Genomic DNA, 17,058 nt, shown 5'->3' on the forward strand with positions numbered 1-17,058 from the left:
CAACCGCGGGGCTGGAGCTCCGATATGATGTTCAACCGGCAAGAGCAAGAGAAACGCACCGTCCGATATCTAGGAGGAGAAAAAATATGGCTACAACCCAACAAACCATCGACCATCTTTCCGTTACGACGATCCGCACGCTCTCGATCGATGCGGTCGAGAAAGCCAACTCCGGCCATCCCGGCATGCCGATGGGCGCCGCACCGATGGGCTACCAGCTGTTCGCCAAAGCGATGAACCATAACCCTGCCAATCCGACCTGGATCAACCGGGACCGCTTTGTCCTGTCCGCAGGCCACGGTTCGATGCTGCTGTACAGCCTTCTTCACCTGTCTGGCTACGATCTGTCGATCGACGACCTGAAGAGCTTCCGCCAATGGGGCTCCAAAACGCCAGGCCATCCGGAATACGGCCATACAGCAGGCGTCGACGCCACGACCGGACCTCTCGGCCAAGGCATCGGCATGGCTGTCGGCATGGCGATGGCGGAAGCGCAGCTCGGCGCCACTTACAACAAGGACGGCCTTGACATCGTCAACCACTTCACGTATGCGATCTGCGGCGACGGCGACCTCTCCGAGGGCATCTCCAACGAAGCGGCGTCCATGGCTGGCCATCTGCAGCTCGGCAAGCTGATCATGCTGTACGATTCCAACAACATCTCGCTGGACGGCGAGCTGAGCCTTTCCTTCTCCGAAAACGTCCAGCAGCGCTTCGAGGGCTACGGCTGGCAGGTGCTGCGCGTCGAAGACGGCAACGATCTCGATGCGCTGGCCGAGGCCATCGCGAAGGGACAAGCCGAGCTGCGCAAGCCTACCCTGATCGAGGTCAAGACGATGATCGGCTACGGCAGCCCGAACAAAGGCGGCAAAGGCGGCCATGGCGGAACCCACGGTTCCCCGCTCGGAGCGGAAGAAACCGTTCTGACCAAGAAATTCTACGAGTGGGCGTCGGCAGAGCCGTTCTTCGTACCGGACGAAGTCCGCGCCCATTTCGCCGAAGTGAAGCAAAAAGGCGAGCAGGCCAACGCAGCTTGGAACGAGCTGTTCTCCACATACAAAGCGGCTCATCCGGATCTCGCCGCTCAATTCGAGCGCGCCATCGCAGGCGAGCTGCCTGAGGGCTGGGACAAGGATCTTCCGGCCTACTCCACCTCGGACAAAGCCGTATCGACACGCGTCGCTTCCGGCAACGCGCTGAACGGCCTGGCCAAAAACGTGCCTAACCTGCTGGGCGGCTCGGCCGACCTGGAAAGCTCCACGATGACGCATTTGAAGGACCTGCCGGTCTTCCATGCCGACAACTACGCAGGCCGCAACATCTATTACGGCATCCGCGAGTTCGGCATGGCTGCGGCAATGAACGGAATGGCGCTGCATCACGGCCTCAAAGTATACGGCGGCACGTTCTTCGTCTTCACCGATTACCTGCGCCCGGCTGTTCGCCTCGCTGCCATCATGAGCCTGCCGGTCACGTACGTGCTCACGCATGACAGCATCGCGGTAGGCGAAGACGGCCCTACCCATGAGCCGATCGAGCAGCTTGCTTCCATCCGCGTCATTCCAAACCTGACGGTGCTTCGCCCAGCGGACGGCAACGAGACTTCCGCAGCATGGGCATACACGGTCGAGAATACGAAGAACCCTGTCGCTCTCGTCCTGACCCGCCAGAACCTGCCGATCCTGGAAGGCTCTGCGGAAAAAGCCCGCGAAGGAATCAAAAAAGGCGCGTACGTCATCTCCGACGCGGCCGACGGCAAGCCTCAGGTGCAGCTCATCGCAACCGGCTCCGAAGTTCAGCTCGCCGTAGCTGCGCAGAAGGCGCTTGCCGAAGAGGGTATCCAAGCCCGCGTCGTCAGCATGCCGAGCTGGGATCTGTTCGACAAGCAGGACAAGTCTTACCGCGATTCGGTCATTCTGCCGGAAGTCAAAGCCCGCCTGGCCATCGAGATGGCTCATCCGTTCGGCTGGGAGCGCTATGTCGGCGACGGCGGCGCGGTGCTCGGAATCAACACCTTCGGCGCATCCGCCCCTGGCGACCGCGTCATCAAGGAGTACGGCTTCACGGTCGAGAACGTCGTGAGCAAGGTCAAGGAACTTCTGTAATCCGATCCACGCTTCCTGCCGGCGAGCCGGCCGGAATACGCTCAGCCGCGGAGGCATTTTGCCTTCCGCGGCTTTTTGTTTCTCACTCGATGTGATATGCTAAAGCGGTGAAGGATAAACGGACTCAAGAAGCTTGACGAAGCTGTTATCCTAACCTTTATTTTCTATTATTTTTAATGAAGGAGCTCATACCGTCATGTCCCAATTCGAGAACGTAACCGCCGTCAAAAGAGCGAATGTCTACTTCGAAGGAAAAGTAACCAGCCGTACCGTGCTGCTTCCGGACGGTTCGAAAGTGACGCTCGGCATCATGCTGCCGGGAGAATACGAGTTCGGCACCGACAGCAAGGAAATCATGGAGATTCTCGCCGGCAATCTGAAGGTGCAGCTTCCGGGCTCCGATGAATGGATTCATATCCAAGGCGAAGGCGAATTCACGGTGCCTGCCGACAGCCGCTTCAAGCTCGAGGTGCTCGGCGTGACGGATTACTGCTGCAGCTATATCAGCGAGTAAGCGGATAGCTTCTCCGCTGCGCGGTCGGCAGAGCCTGGTCAAGAACAGGGCCTGCTGCGCGGGCGGACCCTTCCTCCGATCGCGGTTGAAGCCGGATTCCCTGAACAAGCAAGACAGGGATGGAATCCGTCTTCAAAGGCGAACGCTGGCGCTTCTGCGAAAGGGTTCCGCCAGCTTCGCCGGTCGGCTGCGCCTGGTCAAGAACAGGGCCTGCTGCGCGGGCGGACCCTTCCTCTGATCGCGGTTGAAGCCGGATTCCCTGAACAAGCAAGACAGGGATGGAATCCGTCTTCAAAGGCGAACGCTGGCGCTTCTGCGGAAGGGTTCCGCCAGCTTCGCCGGTCGGCTGCGCTTCGCGCAGGCCATCAGGCCTTCTGCGCTTTGAAACACAAACAGGCTCCAGGGCGGCATCGCCGCTCTGGAGCCTGTTTGGTTACGTTTTATTTGCCGCCGTCGAGCCCGCGGCCGATCCATTGCTCGTACACACGTGATACAGCAATCAGGTCTTCCTCGCCGTATCCGGCCGCGTTCGCGGCTTGGAACAGGCTTTTGGCTGCTTCCAGCATCGGGGTGGGCACGCTGAGCCCGTCAGACAAAGCGGAAGCAAGCTTGAGGTCCTTGAGCATGAGAGCCAGCGAGAACTGCACGCTGTAGTCGCGCTCCAGCAGCTTGGGCGACTTGAGCTCCGCTGCCTTGCTGCCCGCCGCTCCGGCCTTGACGATATCCAGGAACTTGGCTGGATCCAGGCCGCCGCTGACGGCGATGGAGAGGCCTTCGGAAAGGGCCAGATTGTTGATGCCGACAATGGTGTTGTGGCCGAGCTTGGCGACCGAGCCGCTGCCGGAAGGACCGAGATGGACGATTTTCTGGCCCATCGCCTCCAGAACGGGACGGACACGCTCCAGCAGCTCGGCTTCGCCGCCGACCATGAACACGAGCGTGCCGCCTACGGCAGCGGGCTTGCTGCCCGTAACCGGGCAGTCGAGGAAGCCGCATCCGGCTTCGCTCGCCGCATCCGCCAGCTCCCGGGCAAGAGCGGGGGAGATGGTGCTGTTGTCCACCAGCGCCGTACCGGGACGGACGGAGGCGAGAATGCCGCCTTCTCCGCGGTACAGCTCCCGTACGACATCGTCGTTGCTCAGCATCGTGATGACGACATCCGCTTCGGCGACTGCGTCGGCGGGCGAAGCCGCGGCGCGCGCGCCTTCGGCGGCAAGCTCCTCCGATTTGGAGGGAGTCCGGTTCCATACGGAGACCGGGAATCCTTTTTTCAGCAGGTTGGATGCCATCGGGGCACCCATCGTTCCGAGGCCGATAAAGGCGATCGAAGGTTTTGTCATGGCGATTCACCGACTTTCATCGTACTGATCCGCGCCTGCGCGGCGGCAGAGGCGGAAATCACATTCATCATACCACAAGCCTGCCTCCAGCGGACTACTCCGGGCTTCGTGAATCTTGCATGAAGGAGTCTCCGGCAACTTGTCTTCGATACCGTAATCCAGTATTCTTAGGACATGCCTGAGGGCTTATGGGTCCGGCGCGCACGCCGCTGCCGGAAGACGACATAAAGACCCGAACGAGATGAGGAGGCTGTACCAGTCATGAGCAAAACCATTCAGTTCGACTACAGCAAAGCGCTTGGATTCCTTGGCCAGAACGAGATCGACAATCTCGAGGGCCCGATCCGCCTCGCGCACGAGCAGCTGCACAACGGAACCGGAGCAGGTTCCGACTACCTGGGCTGGATCGACCTGCCGAACGCTTACGATAAAGAAGAATTCGCCCGCATCAAGGCGGCCGCCGAAAAGATCAAATCCGACTCCGAGGCGCTCGTCGTCATCGGCATCGGAGGCTCGTACCTGGGCGCGCGCGCTGCGATCGAGATGCTGTCGCATTCCTTCTACAACATCCTGCCGGACGGACAGCGCAAGGGCCCGCAGATCTTCTTCGCCGGCAACAACATCAGCTCCACCTATGTGACTCACCTGCTGCAGGCGCTCGAGGGCAAGAACTGGTCGATCAACGTCATCTCCAAATCCGGCACGACGACCGAGCCTGCTCTCGCCTTCCGCGTCTTCCGCGGCGAGCTGGAGAAGAAATACGGCAAGGAAGAAGCTCGCAAGCGCATCTACGCCACGACGGATACCGCGCGCGGCGCGCTCAAGAAGCTGGCGACCGAGGAAGGCTATGAATCCTTCATCATTCCGGATGACGTAGGCGGCCGCTATTCTGTGCTGACGGCTGTAGGCCTGCTGCCGATCGCCGCTGCCGGCATCGACATCGACGCCATCATGCAAGGCGCAGCCGATGCTTCCAAGGAATACAGCAATCCGAACGTGCATGAGAACGAGGCCTACCAATATGCCGCGGCCCGCAATTCCCTGTATCGCAAAGGAAAAGCGACCGAAATCCTCGTCAACTACGAGCCTTCCCTCCACTTCGTGTCGGAATGGTGGAAGCAGCTGTACGGCGAGAGCGAAGGCAAGGACCATAAGGGCATCTTCCCTGCTGCCGTCGACTTCTCCACCGACCTGCATTCCATGGGCCAGTTCATCCAGGAAGGCAACCGCAACCTGTTCGAGACCGTCATCCAAGTCGGCGAGCCGACCGAGCAGATCACGATCGAAGCCGACGCGGACGATCTGGACGGCCTTAATTTCCTTGCCGGCAAGACGATGGACTTCGTCAACAAAAAAGCATTCGAGGGAACGCTGCTGGCGCACACGGACGGCCAGGTGCCGAACCTTGTCGTGGGCATCAAGGATCTGTCGCCGTACACCTTCGGCTACCTGGTGTACTTCTTCGAAAAAGCCTGCGGCATCAGCGGCTACCTGCTCGGCGTGAACCCGTTCGACCAGCCGGGTGTCGAAGCGTACAAGAAGAACATGTTCGCGCTGCTCGGCAAACCGGGCTACGAGAAGGAAAAAGCGGAGCTCGAAGCGCGCCTGTAAGGGCCGCCTTAGCCGCATCAGCCGCATGCTTGACCGGTACAAGACGCTGAGGGAGCCCGGCGTCAAGGAAATCGTCATCAAGAAATCCCGCTTCATCGGCCATGGCAGGCCCGTCGCGAGCGAAGCCGAAGCGGTCGCTTTCATCGAGGAGATCAAGAAGCAGCACTGGAATGCCACGCACAACTGCTCCGCCTACATCGTCGGCGAGCGGGACGAGTTCCAGAAGCAGTCGGATGACGGGGAGCCGAGCGGCACCGCCGGCAAGCCGATCCTCGAGGTGATCAAGCATCAAGGGCTGAAGAACGTCGCGATCGTGGTGACCCGCTATTTCGGAGGCATCATGCTCGGCGCGGGCGGCCTTATCCGGGCTTATACGGACGGAGCCGTCGCGGCGATCGAGGCAGCCGGCCCGATCACGAACGTCCTTCACCGCGAGGTTTTCGTCGACGTGGACTACACTTGGTACGGCAAGCTCGAGAACGAGCTGCATGCCAGAGCCATCCTCGTGGACGGCGTCGAGTTCACCGACCGCGTGCGGGTCCGCTGCCTGCCTGCCGCTCCGGAGGCGGAGGACTTCGCGGCGTGGATGACGGATCTGACCCAGGGTCAGAGCATCATCATGAGCGGCGAAGAGCTTTACGTGACCGAGAAGACGGAATGAAGCCGCAGATGTATCGTTTTATCCGAGAAGCGCCTGTCCATGGGGACAGGCGTTTTTTTTAACTCTGCCAAAAATGCTGCACTTTGCAGCTCTGCATGATTGGAACCATGCTCTCCCGACCTCGCCTATTTTGCCGTTCGATCTGACATATCCATTGACGGGAAAGGAAGGCTTCTGCTACATTAGCATTAATACCAAGTAACCTAATAGGAATATTCTATCGATAAGCAGTTCGAACGGAACCCGGCTAGCGAAGGGAAGTGCATGATCATGCATATTGAGGTAAAGGGTTTAACCAAGTCCTTTGGAGACTTTCGGGCGGTGCAGGATGTCAGCTTCGGCATCCAGAAGGGGCAGCTGATCGGCTTGCTCGGACCGAGCGGAGGGGGCAAGACGTCGATTCTGCGCATGCTGGCCGGCCTGGAGTCGCCGACCTCCGGAGATATCATCATTCACGGGAAAAGGGTCAACGAACAGCCGCCCCAGGAGAGAGGCATCGGCTTCGTGTTCCAAAACTACGCGCTGTTCAAGCATATGACCGTCTTCGACAACGTCGCCTTTGGCCTGAAGGTCAAGAAGCAGTCGAAGAGCGCGATTCGAGAGCGGGTCATGAGCTTGATCGAGCTGACCGGCCTCAAGGGCTTCGAGCATCGCTATCCGTCCCAGCTGTCCGGCGGACAGCGGCAGCGCGTCGCCTTCGCAAGGGCGCTCGCGCCGGAGCCGCAGCTGCTGCTGCTCGACGAGCCGTTCGCGGCGATCGACGCCAAGATCCGCACGGAGCTGCGCACCTGGCTCAAGGAAATGATCGAGCGCGTCGGCATCACCTCGATCTTCGTCACGCATGACCAGGACGAGGCGATCGAGGTCGCGGACGAGATCATGATCATCAACAAGGGGCGGCTGGAGCAAAAGGGTTCCCCTTGGGATATTTACAAGAAGCCCGAAACGCAGTTCGTCGCGGAGTTCATCGGCGAATCGACGACGATCGAAGACGTGGCGTCCCTCAGGGGCTTCGAGGAAGCGGCGAGCTGGGCCGGAGTCAAGGGCTTGATCCGTCCGGAGTATATCGAGTTCGGCAAGCCGGGAGAAATCACGCTCGCTTCCGCGACGATGAGAGCCCAGGTCCGCCATATCCACTTCCGCGGCAGCGAATGGATGGTGGAGCTGGACATCGGAGGCCGCAAGCTGATCACGTACCGATCGCTGGAGAAGGAAGTGCTGAAGCCTGGCGACGAGGTCGATGTGCTCGTGCACCGGGCCTACCTGTTCAATGCGGATGACAGCTGGATCATGGAGAACAAGCTCAAGACCGATCCGATGCCGGTCATGATCTAGCCGCGCCGGCAGCATCGCAAAAAGAGCGTACCGCAGCTGCGGTACGCTCTTTTTCATCTCCTGCTCCGTCAAGCAGGGTTCAAGATAAATTTGTCGACGACATGCGCGACCCCGTCCTCGTTGTTGGACAGCGTCACATAGTCCGCGAGCTCCTTGAGAGCCGGCTGCGCATTCGCCATCGCGACGCCGAGGCCGGCCGCCTGCAGCATCTCGCGGTCGTTCCAGGCGTCTCCCATGGCGATTGTCTCCTCCATGGAGCAGCCGATATGCTCCGCCATGAACTTCAGGGCATGTCCCTTGGTTCCTTCCTTGTGCATGAATTCCAGATAATGCGGCTTGGATTTCGTGATATGGACCGTGCCGCCGATGAGAGGCTGCAGGTCTGACGCGACCTCGTCGAGATAGGCCGGCTCGTCGATGATGAGCATTTTGAGCAAGGGCTGCTTCAGCAGGGAGCTGAAGTCGGGCTCGACGATATACGGTATTTTGGATTGGCGGGCGTAGTCCTTGACCTTTTCGTTCTCCTCGCGGACGTAGAGCTTGTCGTCCACGTACAGCTGCAGATGCAGCCCTTTGTCGACACAGTACCGGTCAAGTTCGGCAGCAGCGTCCGAGGGCACATAACGCTCGTATAGCACCTGTCCGTCGAGCAGCGTCTTGACGAGGGAGCCTTGGTAGGTGATGATCGGCACATTGAGCCGCAGCCCCTCGGCGACCTGGCGGGCGGAAGCGAACATCCTCCCGGTAGCGAGCGTTACGGTCACTCCGCGATCCAGCGCGGCCGTCAGAGCGGCGCGTGTGGCGGGAGTCACTTCAAGGTTGTCGTTCAGCAGCGTATCATCCACATCGATGGCAATCAGCTTGTACATCGGCTATCTCTCCGTTTCCTGTCGCTTCTCTTTATCTGGTTCGGCAAGCTATCCCTCATTGTAACGGAGTCGCCCCGATGCCTTCAAGGGGATGGAAATTGAAATGCTCCGCCCAAATAGGATAAAGTAGGTAGCACAAGCAAGCGGCTCTCTCCGTCTGACGGACGGGACGCGCATGCGAGGGAAAAACGTGGATCCACCGGTCGGGATACCGATTCGGGCAGGAGAACAACAGCCCAGGCGGGCGGAGCGGAGAGATCAGACATGAAGCAAATGCGCAGCGAGGCTGCCAGGCAGCGCTTTGTCACCTGGTGCGTCGCAGGGGCGATCGCGGCCTTGGCGATCGGATTCGGAGCGGGAAGGCTGTCGATGGTCATCCAGTATCCGGTGATCAAGGAAAAGGTATTCGGCAATTTCAACGCCTCTTATAAAGAAATCAAGAAGGATTTTCTGTTCGGGACGAAGCCCGACGAGCTGCTGAACGGGGCGGCGAAGGGAATGGTGGCGGCTCTGGGCGACCCTTACTCCACCTATATGCCGGGAAGCGAAGGCGAGGATTATATCCAGAGCTACCAGCCGGAGTTTGTCGGCATCGGGGTGCAGGTGCGCCAAGAGGAGGACCGCTACCTGATTGACAGCGTCATGAAGGGAACTCCGGCCGAGAAGGGCGGCGTGCTGGCTGGCGACGAGATTACGGCTGTCGACGGCACGCCGGTCAAGGGCGTCACGATGGAAAAGCTCGTCAGCCTGCTGCGCGGCGAGAAGGGGAGCAAGGTCAAGGTGACGCTGTCCCGGACCGGCAGCCAGCCGCTTACGGTGGAGCTCACGCGCGCGCCGATTCCGGTTACGACCGTTACCTCTGCGATGCTGGAGGGAGGCGTTGGAGAGATCGTCATCAGCCGGTTCGCCGAGTCGACGGCCAAGGAATTCAACAAATCGTTCGAGGAGCTGCAGAAGAAGGGGATGAAAAAACTCGTCCTCGATCTCCGCTCCAATCCGGGTGGCCTGCTCGTGCCGACAATCGACATCTCGAACAAGCTGATTCCGAAGGGCAAGATGATTCTGGAGGTCGACTACAAGGACGACAAGAAAGTCCAGAAATACTACTCCAAGCAGAAGACAGCCTTGGATCTTCCCATCGTCGTTCTCGTCAACGGGCAGACGGCCAGCGCGGCCGAGGTCCTCTCGGCCGCTCTCAAGGAATCGGCAGGCGCCAAGGTCATCGGCACGACGACGTTCGGCAAGGGCATCGTGCAGAGCTTCGGGCAGTACAAGGACAATTCCGTGCTCAAGCTGACCGAGGCCCAGTGGAAAACGCCGAACGGAGAGTGGATCCACAAGAAGGGCGTGAAGCCGGATGAATCGGTGGATCTTCCTGCGTATGCATCCCTGCCGGCTCTTCCATCCGGGGAGGAGCTGAAGAAAGGCGACTACGGCGATCATGTCAAGACGCTCCAGTCCATGCTGGAGGCGCTCGGCTACGGCGCGGCGGCTCAGCCTGGCGTGTTCGGGGAGAAGACCGACGCGGACGTCAGGAGCTTCCAGACCCGCAGCAAGATCGACGCTACCGGCGTCGTCACAGACCGGACGGCTTATATGCTGATGGATCAGCTGCGGACCAAGCTGCAGCAGGAGGATCCGCAGAAGAAGGCCGCTCTCAAGGCCATATCCGACGCGGGCTGATCTATGTTTTCCTGCCAGGGGGAAGAGGGTTATGCGGCTCCAGGCAGATCCTCTATCCGCTTGCACCTAAAAAAGCCCGTTGTCCGGCTCTTCCGGACAACGGGCTTTTGCTCGCTGGATGGGGCATGCGCATAGGCTACTGCTGCGTCAGAATAAGCGGTCCGCCTTCCTGGATGACGAGCGTATGCTCGTATTGGGCGGAGCGCTTGCCGTCCATCGTGCGGCAGGTCCAGCCGTCGGAGTCGATGAACATCTGCCAGGTGCCTTCATTGATCATCGGCTCGATCGTGAGCACCATGCCTTCCTTCAGGCGGAAGCCTTTGCCGGGCTTGCCGACATGGGCGAAGTTCGGCTCTTCATGAAGCTCCCGTCCGACGCCGTGGCCGAGCAGATCCCTTACGACCGAGAAGCCGTTCTCCTCGGCATGCTTCTGCACCGCGTGCATGACATCGCCGATCTTCTTGCCGGGCTGCGCTTCGCGGATGCCGATATCGAGGCATTCCTTGGTCACTTCCATCAGCCGGCGGGCGTTGTCAGGCAGCTCGCCTACCGCATAGGTCCATGCCGAATCGCCGATCCAGCCGTCTGCCTGAACAACGATATCGATCGTGCACAGATCGCCTTCGGCAAGCGGCGCATCGCTCGGGAAGCCATGGGCGATCACGTCGTTGACGGAAGCGCAAGTGGCGTATTTGTATCCTTTATATCCGATCGTATAAGGAATCGCATCCTGGCTTCGGATATAAGCCTCGACATGGCGCTCGATATCCATAGTCGTGATCCCTGGTGCGATCATGGCCGCAATCTGCCTGTGGCATTCCGCCACGATGGCGCCGGCACGCCTCATCTGAGAAATTTCTTCGGGTGTTCTTAGCTTAATTGACATTGCTTGCTCAGCCTCTCTTTCCTGGCGCTCGTTGCTCATTCCTTGCCCTTCCCTTTACGTTACTCCCGCCGGGGATGTCCGGTCAACTGCGCCAACGGCGGAGAAGGACGAAAAAAACCGCCGGAGCGTTCCGGCAGTTCTTCGTACGGCTTCAGGCTGGCAGATCATTCCTGGCGAGCCCGATCGCTCTGCTGCTGAGTGCGGCTCTCCGCTTCCCGGACTTGCTCGGAATGGTCGGACAAATAGCTGCCGTGACGCCGATCCCCCCGGCGGCGAGCCCACAGCACCAGGATCACGACAATCGCGATCGTCAGCAGAATGGCCACTTTCAGGAAGCCGCCCAGAAACAGAAAGGCATTTTTCAAGAATTCCAATCTCATTCACCTCTTGCTCCTACCTTTCCCTTGTTCAACTCCGCCTACTCTCGGCTTCCCCGTGCATATAGGGCTGATTAGTGCCGAAATCCACAGGTCACTCCCGCCTTTGGTATGGTACAATGGCAGACGAGAGGTCAACCGCAGAAGAGAACCGGAGGTAATGTAACGATGGATACGCTTCCCTACAAGCATCGCTGGCTCAAAATAAAAGAGGCGCTGAATGCGTCCGGAATGGATCTGGCCATTCTGACCTCGCCGGCCAGCATATTTTACCTGACCGGCTTCTATAGCGATCCGCATGAGCGCTTCATGGCGCTCGTGATCGAGCCCGGCAAGGACGGTTATACGCTTCTGGTGCCTGCCCTCGACGAGGAGAGCGCCCGCGGGGCGGCCCAGGTCGGCAAGCTGGTAGGGATCGGCGATACGGATGATGCCTACGTTCTGCTGGAGAGGGAGACGGGGTCGCAGGCGTCGGTCGTCGGTGTAGAGAGCGCGCATCTGCGCTACTCGGGGTACTTGCAGCTGGCGCGGCTGTACGGCCAAGCGGCCTTCCGCGATGCAGAGCCGCTCGTCATGGGGCTTCGTCTGGTCAAGTCGGAAGGAGAAATCGAGCTCGTCAAGAAAGCCGTCGCCCTCGCGGAGCAAGTGCTTGCGGAGACGGTAGCCAAAGCCGCTCCCGGAGTGACCGAGCTGGAGCTCAATGCCGAGATCGAGTACCGGCTGCGCGTGCTCGGCGGCGACAAGCCGGCCTTCGAGACGAGCGTTCTCGGAGGCGTCAGGACCGCTCTGCCGCATGGCCGGTCCAGCTCCTACAAGCTGCAGGAGAACGACTTGCTTCTGATCGACATGGGCGTCTACAAGGACGGGTACTGCTCCGATATTACCCGCACGTTCCTGATCGGGGAAGGTACGGACTCGCAGCATCGCATCTATGAATCGGTGCTCAAGGCCAACCGCAGCGCCTTGGCCGCCGTGAAGGCGGGAAGACCGCTCGCAGAGGTGGACCGGGCGGCGCGCGGCGTGATCGGAGGGGACGGATACGGCTTCTACTTTACGCATCGTACCGGCCATGGCATGGGGATCGACGTCCATGAGCAGCCGTCCGTGCATGGAGAGAACATGACGCTCATGCAGGCGGGCCTGCTCTTCACCATCGAGCCCGGCATTTACATTCCGGCGATCGGCGGAGTCCGCATCGAGGATGACGTCTATATCGGGCTTGACGGGCAGCCTGTCGTCCTGACGTCGTATCCGCGGGAGCTCACCCGCCTGTAGAGTCTGCCCGCACGTCCTTCCGGATGCATCTTCACGGGGCAGCATGGCAGCCACCGCGCGTCTGCCGGCGGGTTCTTATCCACGAAAAAAGCTGTTCCCGGGGCCTCGATGCCGAGGCTTGGCGGGAACAGCTTTTTTTTCGTTGCTCCTACTCTTCGCCGGGAGCGTCGATCATCGAGAAATCATCGTAGTGGAATGCCGGCGCCACGATGCAGGTGACGAGCACAGGCTCGTCTCCGGCCGGCCGGGCCGTCTGCCAGGCACCCGCGGGGACAAGCGCCTGCGGAGTCTGTCCGGCTGCGATGTCCAGGCCGAGGATGAACGTCTCCGAGGCTTCGGGCTTGTCTCCATGCCCGCCGATCGTGAGCTCGAGCGGCCCGCCTGCGTGGAACAGCCAGAGCTCGTCGGAGAGCACCTTGTGCCACGCGGATTCCTCGCCCGGATGCAGCAGGAAGTAGACGGAGCTGGCGGCAGCCCTCGCGCCGGAATAGCGGTCTCCAAGCACTTCATGGGGAATCTGATAGGAAGCTTTCCAAATTTCCTTGAACCAGCCGCCTTCGATGTGGCGGTCCATGTCAAGAAGCTCCACAAAGGGAGACGGGGATGTCGGGACGGTCATGGTCATTCATTCTCCTTATCGTGTTGGAATGCGTGTTTTTCTACTATAGCATGCGCGCGGCGGCGATTCCAAACAACGGCGGATTCGATAGATTCATGTACACATTCTCATAGACAACCTCGGACCGGCGGTGGTAAGATACGGGAAGTTTACTAATCGCCGGTTGTGGAGAGAGGTTGAATCCAGACATGAAACTATTCGGAGAACTTCTCCGTCCAGCCGCCGCCTTGCTGACAGCGCCCGTGCTGGCCGCCGCCTTGCTTGCGCTTCCTGCCGCTCCGGCGGCAGCGGCAGCTGGACAAGCGGTGACCGCGCAGGCTCAGCCGATCGTTATTATGCTCGACGGCAAGAAGCTTGCCGTGCGGATGAGTCCGGTGATCCTGAAGGGATCGATCCTGGTTCCGATGAAGGATATTTTCAAGGCGCTCGGAAGCGAGCTGAGCTGGGATCCCAAGACGAGGACGCTGCTTGCGAGCAGCGGAGGCTACTTCAGCATGTCCCTCAAGGTTGGAGCTTCCCATGCCGTCGTGAACGGCAAATCCGTGAAGCTGGATAGCCCGGCCGTAATTCTGAACGGGACTACATTCGTCCCGATCCGCTTCGTCAGCGAGACGATGGGAGCCGAGGTGAAGTGGGATGCCAAATCCCGCATCGTCCGCATCTCTTCGGAGGAAGCCCAGCTTGAGGCCGCTGTCGCAAAAGCCGAGAAGGAACGCGCGTCGCGGCGTCTCACGACGGCGCAGATTGTCGCCAAGAACGACGACAGCGTCGTTCTGATCCAGACCGATTACGGACAAGGAAGCGGCGTTGTCGCCGGTCCGCGCCTCATCCTGACGAATCTGCATGTCATGAAGGACGCCAAGTCCGGCAAGATCATGACGAACGACGGCCGCTCGATCGACATCCAGGGAGTCGCCGCCACGGATGAGAAGAACGATCTTGCGCTCGTTTTGACCAAGCAGGATATGGATCTGGTTCCGATTGTATTCGGAAGCTTCGACGACGTGCAGAAGGGCGATACCGTCGTAGCGATCGGCAGCCCTCTCGGACTGCAGAACACCGTGTCGGAAGGCTTGATCAGCAACATCGGCTATGACGATGGAAGCTTCTATTACCAAGTGAGCACGCCGATCGACCATGGCAGCTCGGGCGGAGGCTTGTTCAACCAGTACGGGGAGCTCATCGGCCTGACGACTTCAGGCTATGACGACACGACGGCAGACCTCAACTTCGCGACTTCCTCCGAGGACGCCGAAAATCTGCTGCGCACCGCGAAGTTCGACGCAGCCAAGGTCGGGTTCCTCAAGCCGTCGCTGCCGGACAGTATGGAAGGGGCTTCGCTGGACGAGATCGCGGCACTGATGAAGAAGGAATTCGGCAGCATTCAGGGCAGCGACGGCAACCTGGCGCTGACCGGCTGGAAGGCGGAGCGGGATGCGGCAGGCTGGCTGGTCATCCAGGCGGACGTCAATCCGGATTTCTATGATTACTACGGCTCCAAGATGCAGAAGGATCTCCGCATGTGGGGAACGAACACTTCCTATGAGCTGCACAGCATGCTGCCCAAGGAGAAGATCCAGCTCGTCCTGATGTACGGCAAGCAAGTGGATTTCGAGCCGCGCGGTTATGCAGCCGGCGAAGCGACGGCTGCCGCGGACGGCAAGTGGAGCATCCGGTATGCCGTTCTGGATGTCCAGTTCAAGGAAGACATGCTCATCAAGCTTCGCGGCTGATCATCGGACTCATACCGCCTCCGGACCCCAGGTCCGGAGGTTTTTTATCGGCGGAAAACCGGCTTGAAGGCGGACGCCGGCGCTCCTCCGGAACATTCCAGCTGCTCGGCTGCTTCGGAGGGATCATAGGCTCCTCGTCTATAGCTCGCTGATTTTGACGCGGGAGAGACGGTTTCCAGGGCTCCCTCTCTTCTTTTTCGCTCCGAAGTTGGGTAGAATGGGAGAATGACGATTGCAAAGAGGGATTCCATGAAAGTAGTATTAACGACACTCAACGCCAAATTCATCCACACCTCGCTCGCGCTCCGCAGCCTGAAGGCCTATGCGGAGAAGGACTTCCCGATCGAGATTGCCGAATATACGATCAAGGATCCGGTGATGAACATCGTTTCCGATCTGTACAGCAAAAATCCGGATGTCATCGGCTTCTCCGTCTACATCTGGAACATCGAGGAGACGATCAAGGTCATCCGGATTCTGCGCAAGATCGCACCGGACGTGCGGATCGTGATGGGTGGACCCGAAGTCAGCTACGATACGGCCGAATGGATGGAGAAGCTGCCTGAGGTCGATTTCATCATCTTCGGAGAAGGGGAGGAGACGTTCCACCATCTCCTGCAGGAGATCGACGGCGATGGCAAATACCATCTCGTCTTCGGACTTGCTTATCGCAAGCTGCGGGAGAACGGGCCGGAGGTGCTGGTCAACATAGGCCGTCCCAAGCTGAATCTGGCCGAGCTGCCGAGCCCGCACCGATTCCCGGAAGACCGCGAATCGCTCGCGAACCGGGTCGTCTACTTCGAGACGAGCCGCGGCTGCCCGTTCAGCTGCTCGTTCTGCCTGTCCAGCATCGAGGTCGGCGTCCGGTATTTCGATATCGAGAGGACCAAGGCCGACCTGCTCTACCTCATCGAGGCGGGAGCCAAGACGATCAAGTTCGTCGACCGTACGTTCAATATCAAGCGCGACTACGCGCTGGAGATGTTCAAGTTCCTGATCGAGAATCACGGCGGCTGCGTATTCCAGTTCGAGATTACGGCCGACATCATGCGTCCCGAGGTGCTGGATTATCTCGCCGAGCATGCGCCGCCGGGCATCTTCCGCTTCGAGATCGGGGTCCAATCGACCAACGACGTGACCAACGAGGCGGTTCAGCGCCGCCAGAACTGGAACAAGCTCGTGCGCACGGTGACCAAGGTCAAGGAATCGGGCAAGATCGACCAGCATCTCGATCTCATCGCCGGCCTGCCGCATGAAGATTACGATACGTTCCGCAAGACGTTCAACGACGTCTTCGACCTGCGGCCGGAGGAGCTCCAGCTGGGCTTCCTTAAAATGCTGCGCGGCACCGGACTGCGGCTCGACGCCGACAAATACGGTTATGTATACGCGGATCAGGCGCCTTACGAGATTCTCGGCAACAACCTGATGCCGTTCTCCGACCTGATCCGGATCAAGCGGGTGGAGGACGTGCTGGAGAAGTACTGGAACGCCCATCGCATGGACCGCACGCTGCTGTACCTGATCGAGCGGGTATTCCCTTCGGCCTTCGATTTCTTCCAGCAGTATGGGGACTACTGGGAGCGCAGAGGCTGGGAGCGGATCGGCCATCAGCTGGAGGATCTGTTCTCCCGCCTGAAGGGCTTCCTGAACTCCGGAGAAGCTCCGGCCGGCTTTGACCGCGACGTCGTGGAAGGCCTGATGAAGTACGACTACTTCCTGGGCCATAACCACAAGCCCCGCAAGGTATGGTGGGACTTCACGATGGACAAGCAGGAGATGGGCGGCTGGATGCGCCTGCTCGGGGAGCATCCGGAGGATGTATCGCCGGCATTCGCCGCTCTCGGTCTCGGGGAGAAGGAGCTCCAGAAGCATGCGGTGCTGGAGAAGCTGCCGTTCGATCTGGAGCGGTTCCTGGCGACGGGAGAGATCGACCGCAGTTCCGGCACGCTGCTGGTCGTCCTGTATGGAGTGTCCGGCAAGCGAGGCGGCTCGGCTTACTGCCTGCGCTTGAGCGAGGGAGCGGTAGCGGCCGGGTAAGCGGCTGACG

The 17,058-nt window shown here is 59.9% G+C and carries 14 protein-coding genes; 9 read left to right on the plus strand and 5 right to left on the minus strand.

Annotation, left to right across the window (positions count from 1 at the left end):
- The first annotated feature begins 86 nt into the window (after positions 1-86).
- Both tkt and ppnP read left to right on the plus strand, forming a co-directional pair.
- Positions 87-2,105, plus strand: coding sequence for a transketolase (gene tkt, locus ACLBWT_RS19995; RefSeq protein WP_447664885.1), 2,019 nt, complete (start codon positions 87-89; stop codon positions 2,103-2,105).
- Between the two features lie 196 nt (positions 2,106-2,301).
- Complete coding sequence (gene ppnP, locus ACLBWT_RS20000; RefSeq protein ID WP_447664886.1) at positions 2,302-2,619, plus strand: pyrimidine/purine nucleoside phosphorylase; 318 nt, start codon at positions 2,302-2,304, stop codon at positions 2,617-2,619.
- 440 nt (positions 2,620-3,059) lie between these two features.
- Here ppnP and ACLBWT_RS20005 read toward each other — a convergent pair whose 3' ends face one another.
- Positions 3,060-3,959 carry an NAD(P)-dependent oxidoreductase gene (locus ACLBWT_RS20005; protein ID WP_447664887.1) on the minus strand — a complete coding sequence of 300 codons (900 nt, stop codon included), beginning with the start codon at positions 3,957-3,959 and terminating at the stop codon, positions 3,060-3,062.
- 261 nt (positions 3,960-4,220) lie between these two features.
- Between ACLBWT_RS20005 and ACLBWT_RS20010 the strand changes: the two genes are divergently transcribed.
- The 3 genes from ACLBWT_RS20010 to ACLBWT_RS20020 all read left to right on the plus strand — a co-directional run bounded on the left by ACLBWT_RS20010 (position 4,221) and on the right by ACLBWT_RS20020 (position 7,566).
- A complete protein-coding gene (locus tag ACLBWT_RS20010) occupies positions 4,221-5,570 on the plus strand; it encodes a glucose-6-phosphate isomerase (protein ID WP_447664888.1) in 1,350 nt (449 codons plus the stop codon).
- Between the two features lie 25 nt (positions 5,571-5,595).
- Entirely contained in the window at positions 5,596-6,231 is a 636-nt protein-coding gene (locus ACLBWT_RS20015) for a YigZ family protein (RefSeq protein WP_447664889.1), read from the plus strand.
- Between the two features lie 270 nt (positions 6,232-6,501).
- On the plus strand, positions 6,502-7,566 hold the full coding sequence (locus ACLBWT_RS20020) for a sulfate/molybdate ABC transporter ATP-binding protein (protein ID WP_447664890.1): 1,065 nt from the start codon (positions 6,502-6,504) through the stop codon (positions 7,564-7,566).
- A gap of 68 nt (positions 7,567-7,634) precedes the next feature.
- On the opposite strand, the gene ACLBWT_RS20025 is transcribed toward ACLBWT_RS20020, so the two are convergent.
- Positions 7,635-8,435 carry a Cof-type HAD-IIB family hydrolase gene (locus ACLBWT_RS20025; RefSeq protein ID WP_447664891.1) on the minus strand — a complete coding sequence of 267 codons (801 nt, stop codon included), beginning with the start codon at positions 8,433-8,435 and terminating at the stop codon, positions 7,635-7,637.
- A gap of 264 nt (positions 8,436-8,699) precedes the next feature.
- On the opposite strand from ACLBWT_RS20025, the gene ACLBWT_RS20030 reads away from it, so the two are divergent.
- Positions 8,700-10,118: a S41 family peptidase gene (locus ACLBWT_RS20030; protein ID WP_447664893.1), complete on the plus strand. Its 1,419-nt coding sequence runs from the start codon at positions 8,700-8,702 to the stop codon at positions 10,116-10,118.
- Between the two features lie 136 nt (positions 10,119-10,254).
- Here ACLBWT_RS20030 and map read toward each other — a convergent pair whose 3' ends face one another.
- A complete protein-coding gene (gene map, locus ACLBWT_RS20035; protein WP_447664894.1) occupies positions 10,255-11,004 on the minus strand; it encodes a type I methionyl aminopeptidase in 750 nt (249 codons plus the stop codon).
- A gap of 164 nt (positions 11,005-11,168) precedes the next feature.
- A complete protein-coding gene (locus tag ACLBWT_RS20040; protein ID WP_447664895.1) occupies positions 11,169-11,384 on the minus strand; it encodes a hypothetical protein in 216 nt (71 codons plus the stop codon).
- Between the two features lie 165 nt (positions 11,385-11,549).
- Between ACLBWT_RS20040 and ACLBWT_RS20045 the strand changes: the two genes are divergently transcribed.
- Positions 11,550-12,656, plus strand: a complete 1,107-nt coding sequence (locus tag ACLBWT_RS20045; protein WP_447664897.1) for a M24 family metallopeptidase — start codon at positions 11,550-11,552, stop codon at positions 12,654-12,656.
- Positions 12,657-12,804: 148 nt separating this feature from the next.
- Here the strand turns inward: ACLBWT_RS20045 and ACLBWT_RS20050 are convergent, their stop codons facing one another.
- Positions 12,805-13,281, minus strand: coding sequence for a cupin domain-containing protein (locus ACLBWT_RS20050; RefSeq protein ID WP_447664898.1), 477 nt, complete (start codon positions 13,279-13,281; stop codon positions 12,805-12,807).
- Between the two features lie 182 nt (positions 13,282-13,463).
- Between ACLBWT_RS20050 and ACLBWT_RS20055 the strand changes: the two genes are divergently transcribed.
- Both ACLBWT_RS20055 and ACLBWT_RS20060 read left to right on the plus strand, forming a co-directional pair.
- On the plus strand, positions 13,464-15,008 hold the full coding sequence (locus ACLBWT_RS20055; protein ID WP_447664900.1) for a stalk domain-containing protein: 1,545 nt from the start codon (positions 13,464-13,466) through the stop codon (positions 15,006-15,008).
- Between the two features lie 249 nt (positions 15,009-15,257).
- The gene (locus ACLBWT_RS20060) at positions 15,258-17,048 is read left to right on the plus strand and encodes a B12-binding domain-containing radical SAM protein (RefSeq protein WP_447664902.1); all 1,791 of its coding nucleotides are present in this window, start codon (positions 15,258-15,260) and stop codon (positions 17,046-17,048) included.
- Positions 17,049-17,058: the final 10 nt, after the last annotated feature.

This window comes from Paenibacillus sp. D51F (genome assembly GCF_053345695.1).

Excerpts from the sequence above, each read along its gene's own strand:
- tkt (WP_447664885.1), top strand. The coding sequence starts at position 87 with ATGGCTACAACCCAACAAACCATCGACCATCTTTCCGTTACGACGATC.
- ppnP (WP_447664886.1), top strand. The coding sequence starts at position 2,302 with ATGTCCCAATTCGAGAACGTAACCGCCGTCAAAAGAGCGAATGTCTAC.
- ACLBWT_RS20005 (WP_447664887.1), bottom strand. The coding sequence starts at position 3,959 with ATGACAAAACCTTCGATCGCCTTTATCGGCCTCGGAACGATGGGTGCC.
- ACLBWT_RS20010 (WP_447664888.1), top strand. The coding sequence starts at position 4,221 with ATGAGCAAAACCATTCAGTTCGACTACAGCAAAGCGCTTGGATTCCTT.
- ACLBWT_RS20015 (WP_447664889.1), top strand. The coding sequence starts at position 5,596 with ATGCTTGACCGGTACAAGACGCTGAGGGAGCCCGGCGTCAAGGAAATC.
- ACLBWT_RS20020 (WP_447664890.1), top strand. The coding sequence starts at position 6,502 with ATGCATATTGAGGTAAAGGGTTTAACCAAGTCCTTTGGAGACTTTCGG.
- ACLBWT_RS20025 (WP_447664891.1), bottom strand. The coding sequence starts at position 8,435 with ATGTACAAGCTGATTGCCATCGATGTGGATGATACGCTGCTGAACGAC.
- ACLBWT_RS20030 (WP_447664893.1), top strand. The coding sequence starts at position 8,700 with ATGAAGCAAATGCGCAGCGAGGCTGCCAGGCAGCGCTTTGTCACCTGG.
- map (WP_447664894.1), bottom strand. The coding sequence starts at position 11,004 with ATGTCAATTAAGCTAAGAACACCCGAAGAAATTTCTCAGATGAGGCGT.
- ACLBWT_RS20040 (WP_447664895.1), bottom strand. The coding sequence starts at position 11,384 with ATGAGATTGGAATTCTTGAAAAATGCCTTTCTGTTTCTGGGCGGCTTC.
- ACLBWT_RS20045 (WP_447664897.1), top strand. The coding sequence starts at position 11,550 with ATGGATACGCTTCCCTACAAGCATCGCTGGCTCAAAATAAAAGAGGCG.
- ACLBWT_RS20050 (WP_447664898.1), bottom strand. The coding sequence starts at position 13,281 with ATGACCATGACCGTCCCGACATCCCCGTCTCCCTTTGTGGAGCTTCTT.
- ACLBWT_RS20055 (WP_447664900.1), top strand. The coding sequence starts at position 13,464 with ATGAAACTATTCGGAGAACTTCTCCGTCCAGCCGCCGCCTTGCTGACA.
- ACLBWT_RS20060 (WP_447664902.1), top strand. The coding sequence starts at position 15,258 with ATGAAAGTAGTATTAACGACACTCAACGCCAAATTCATCCACACCTCG.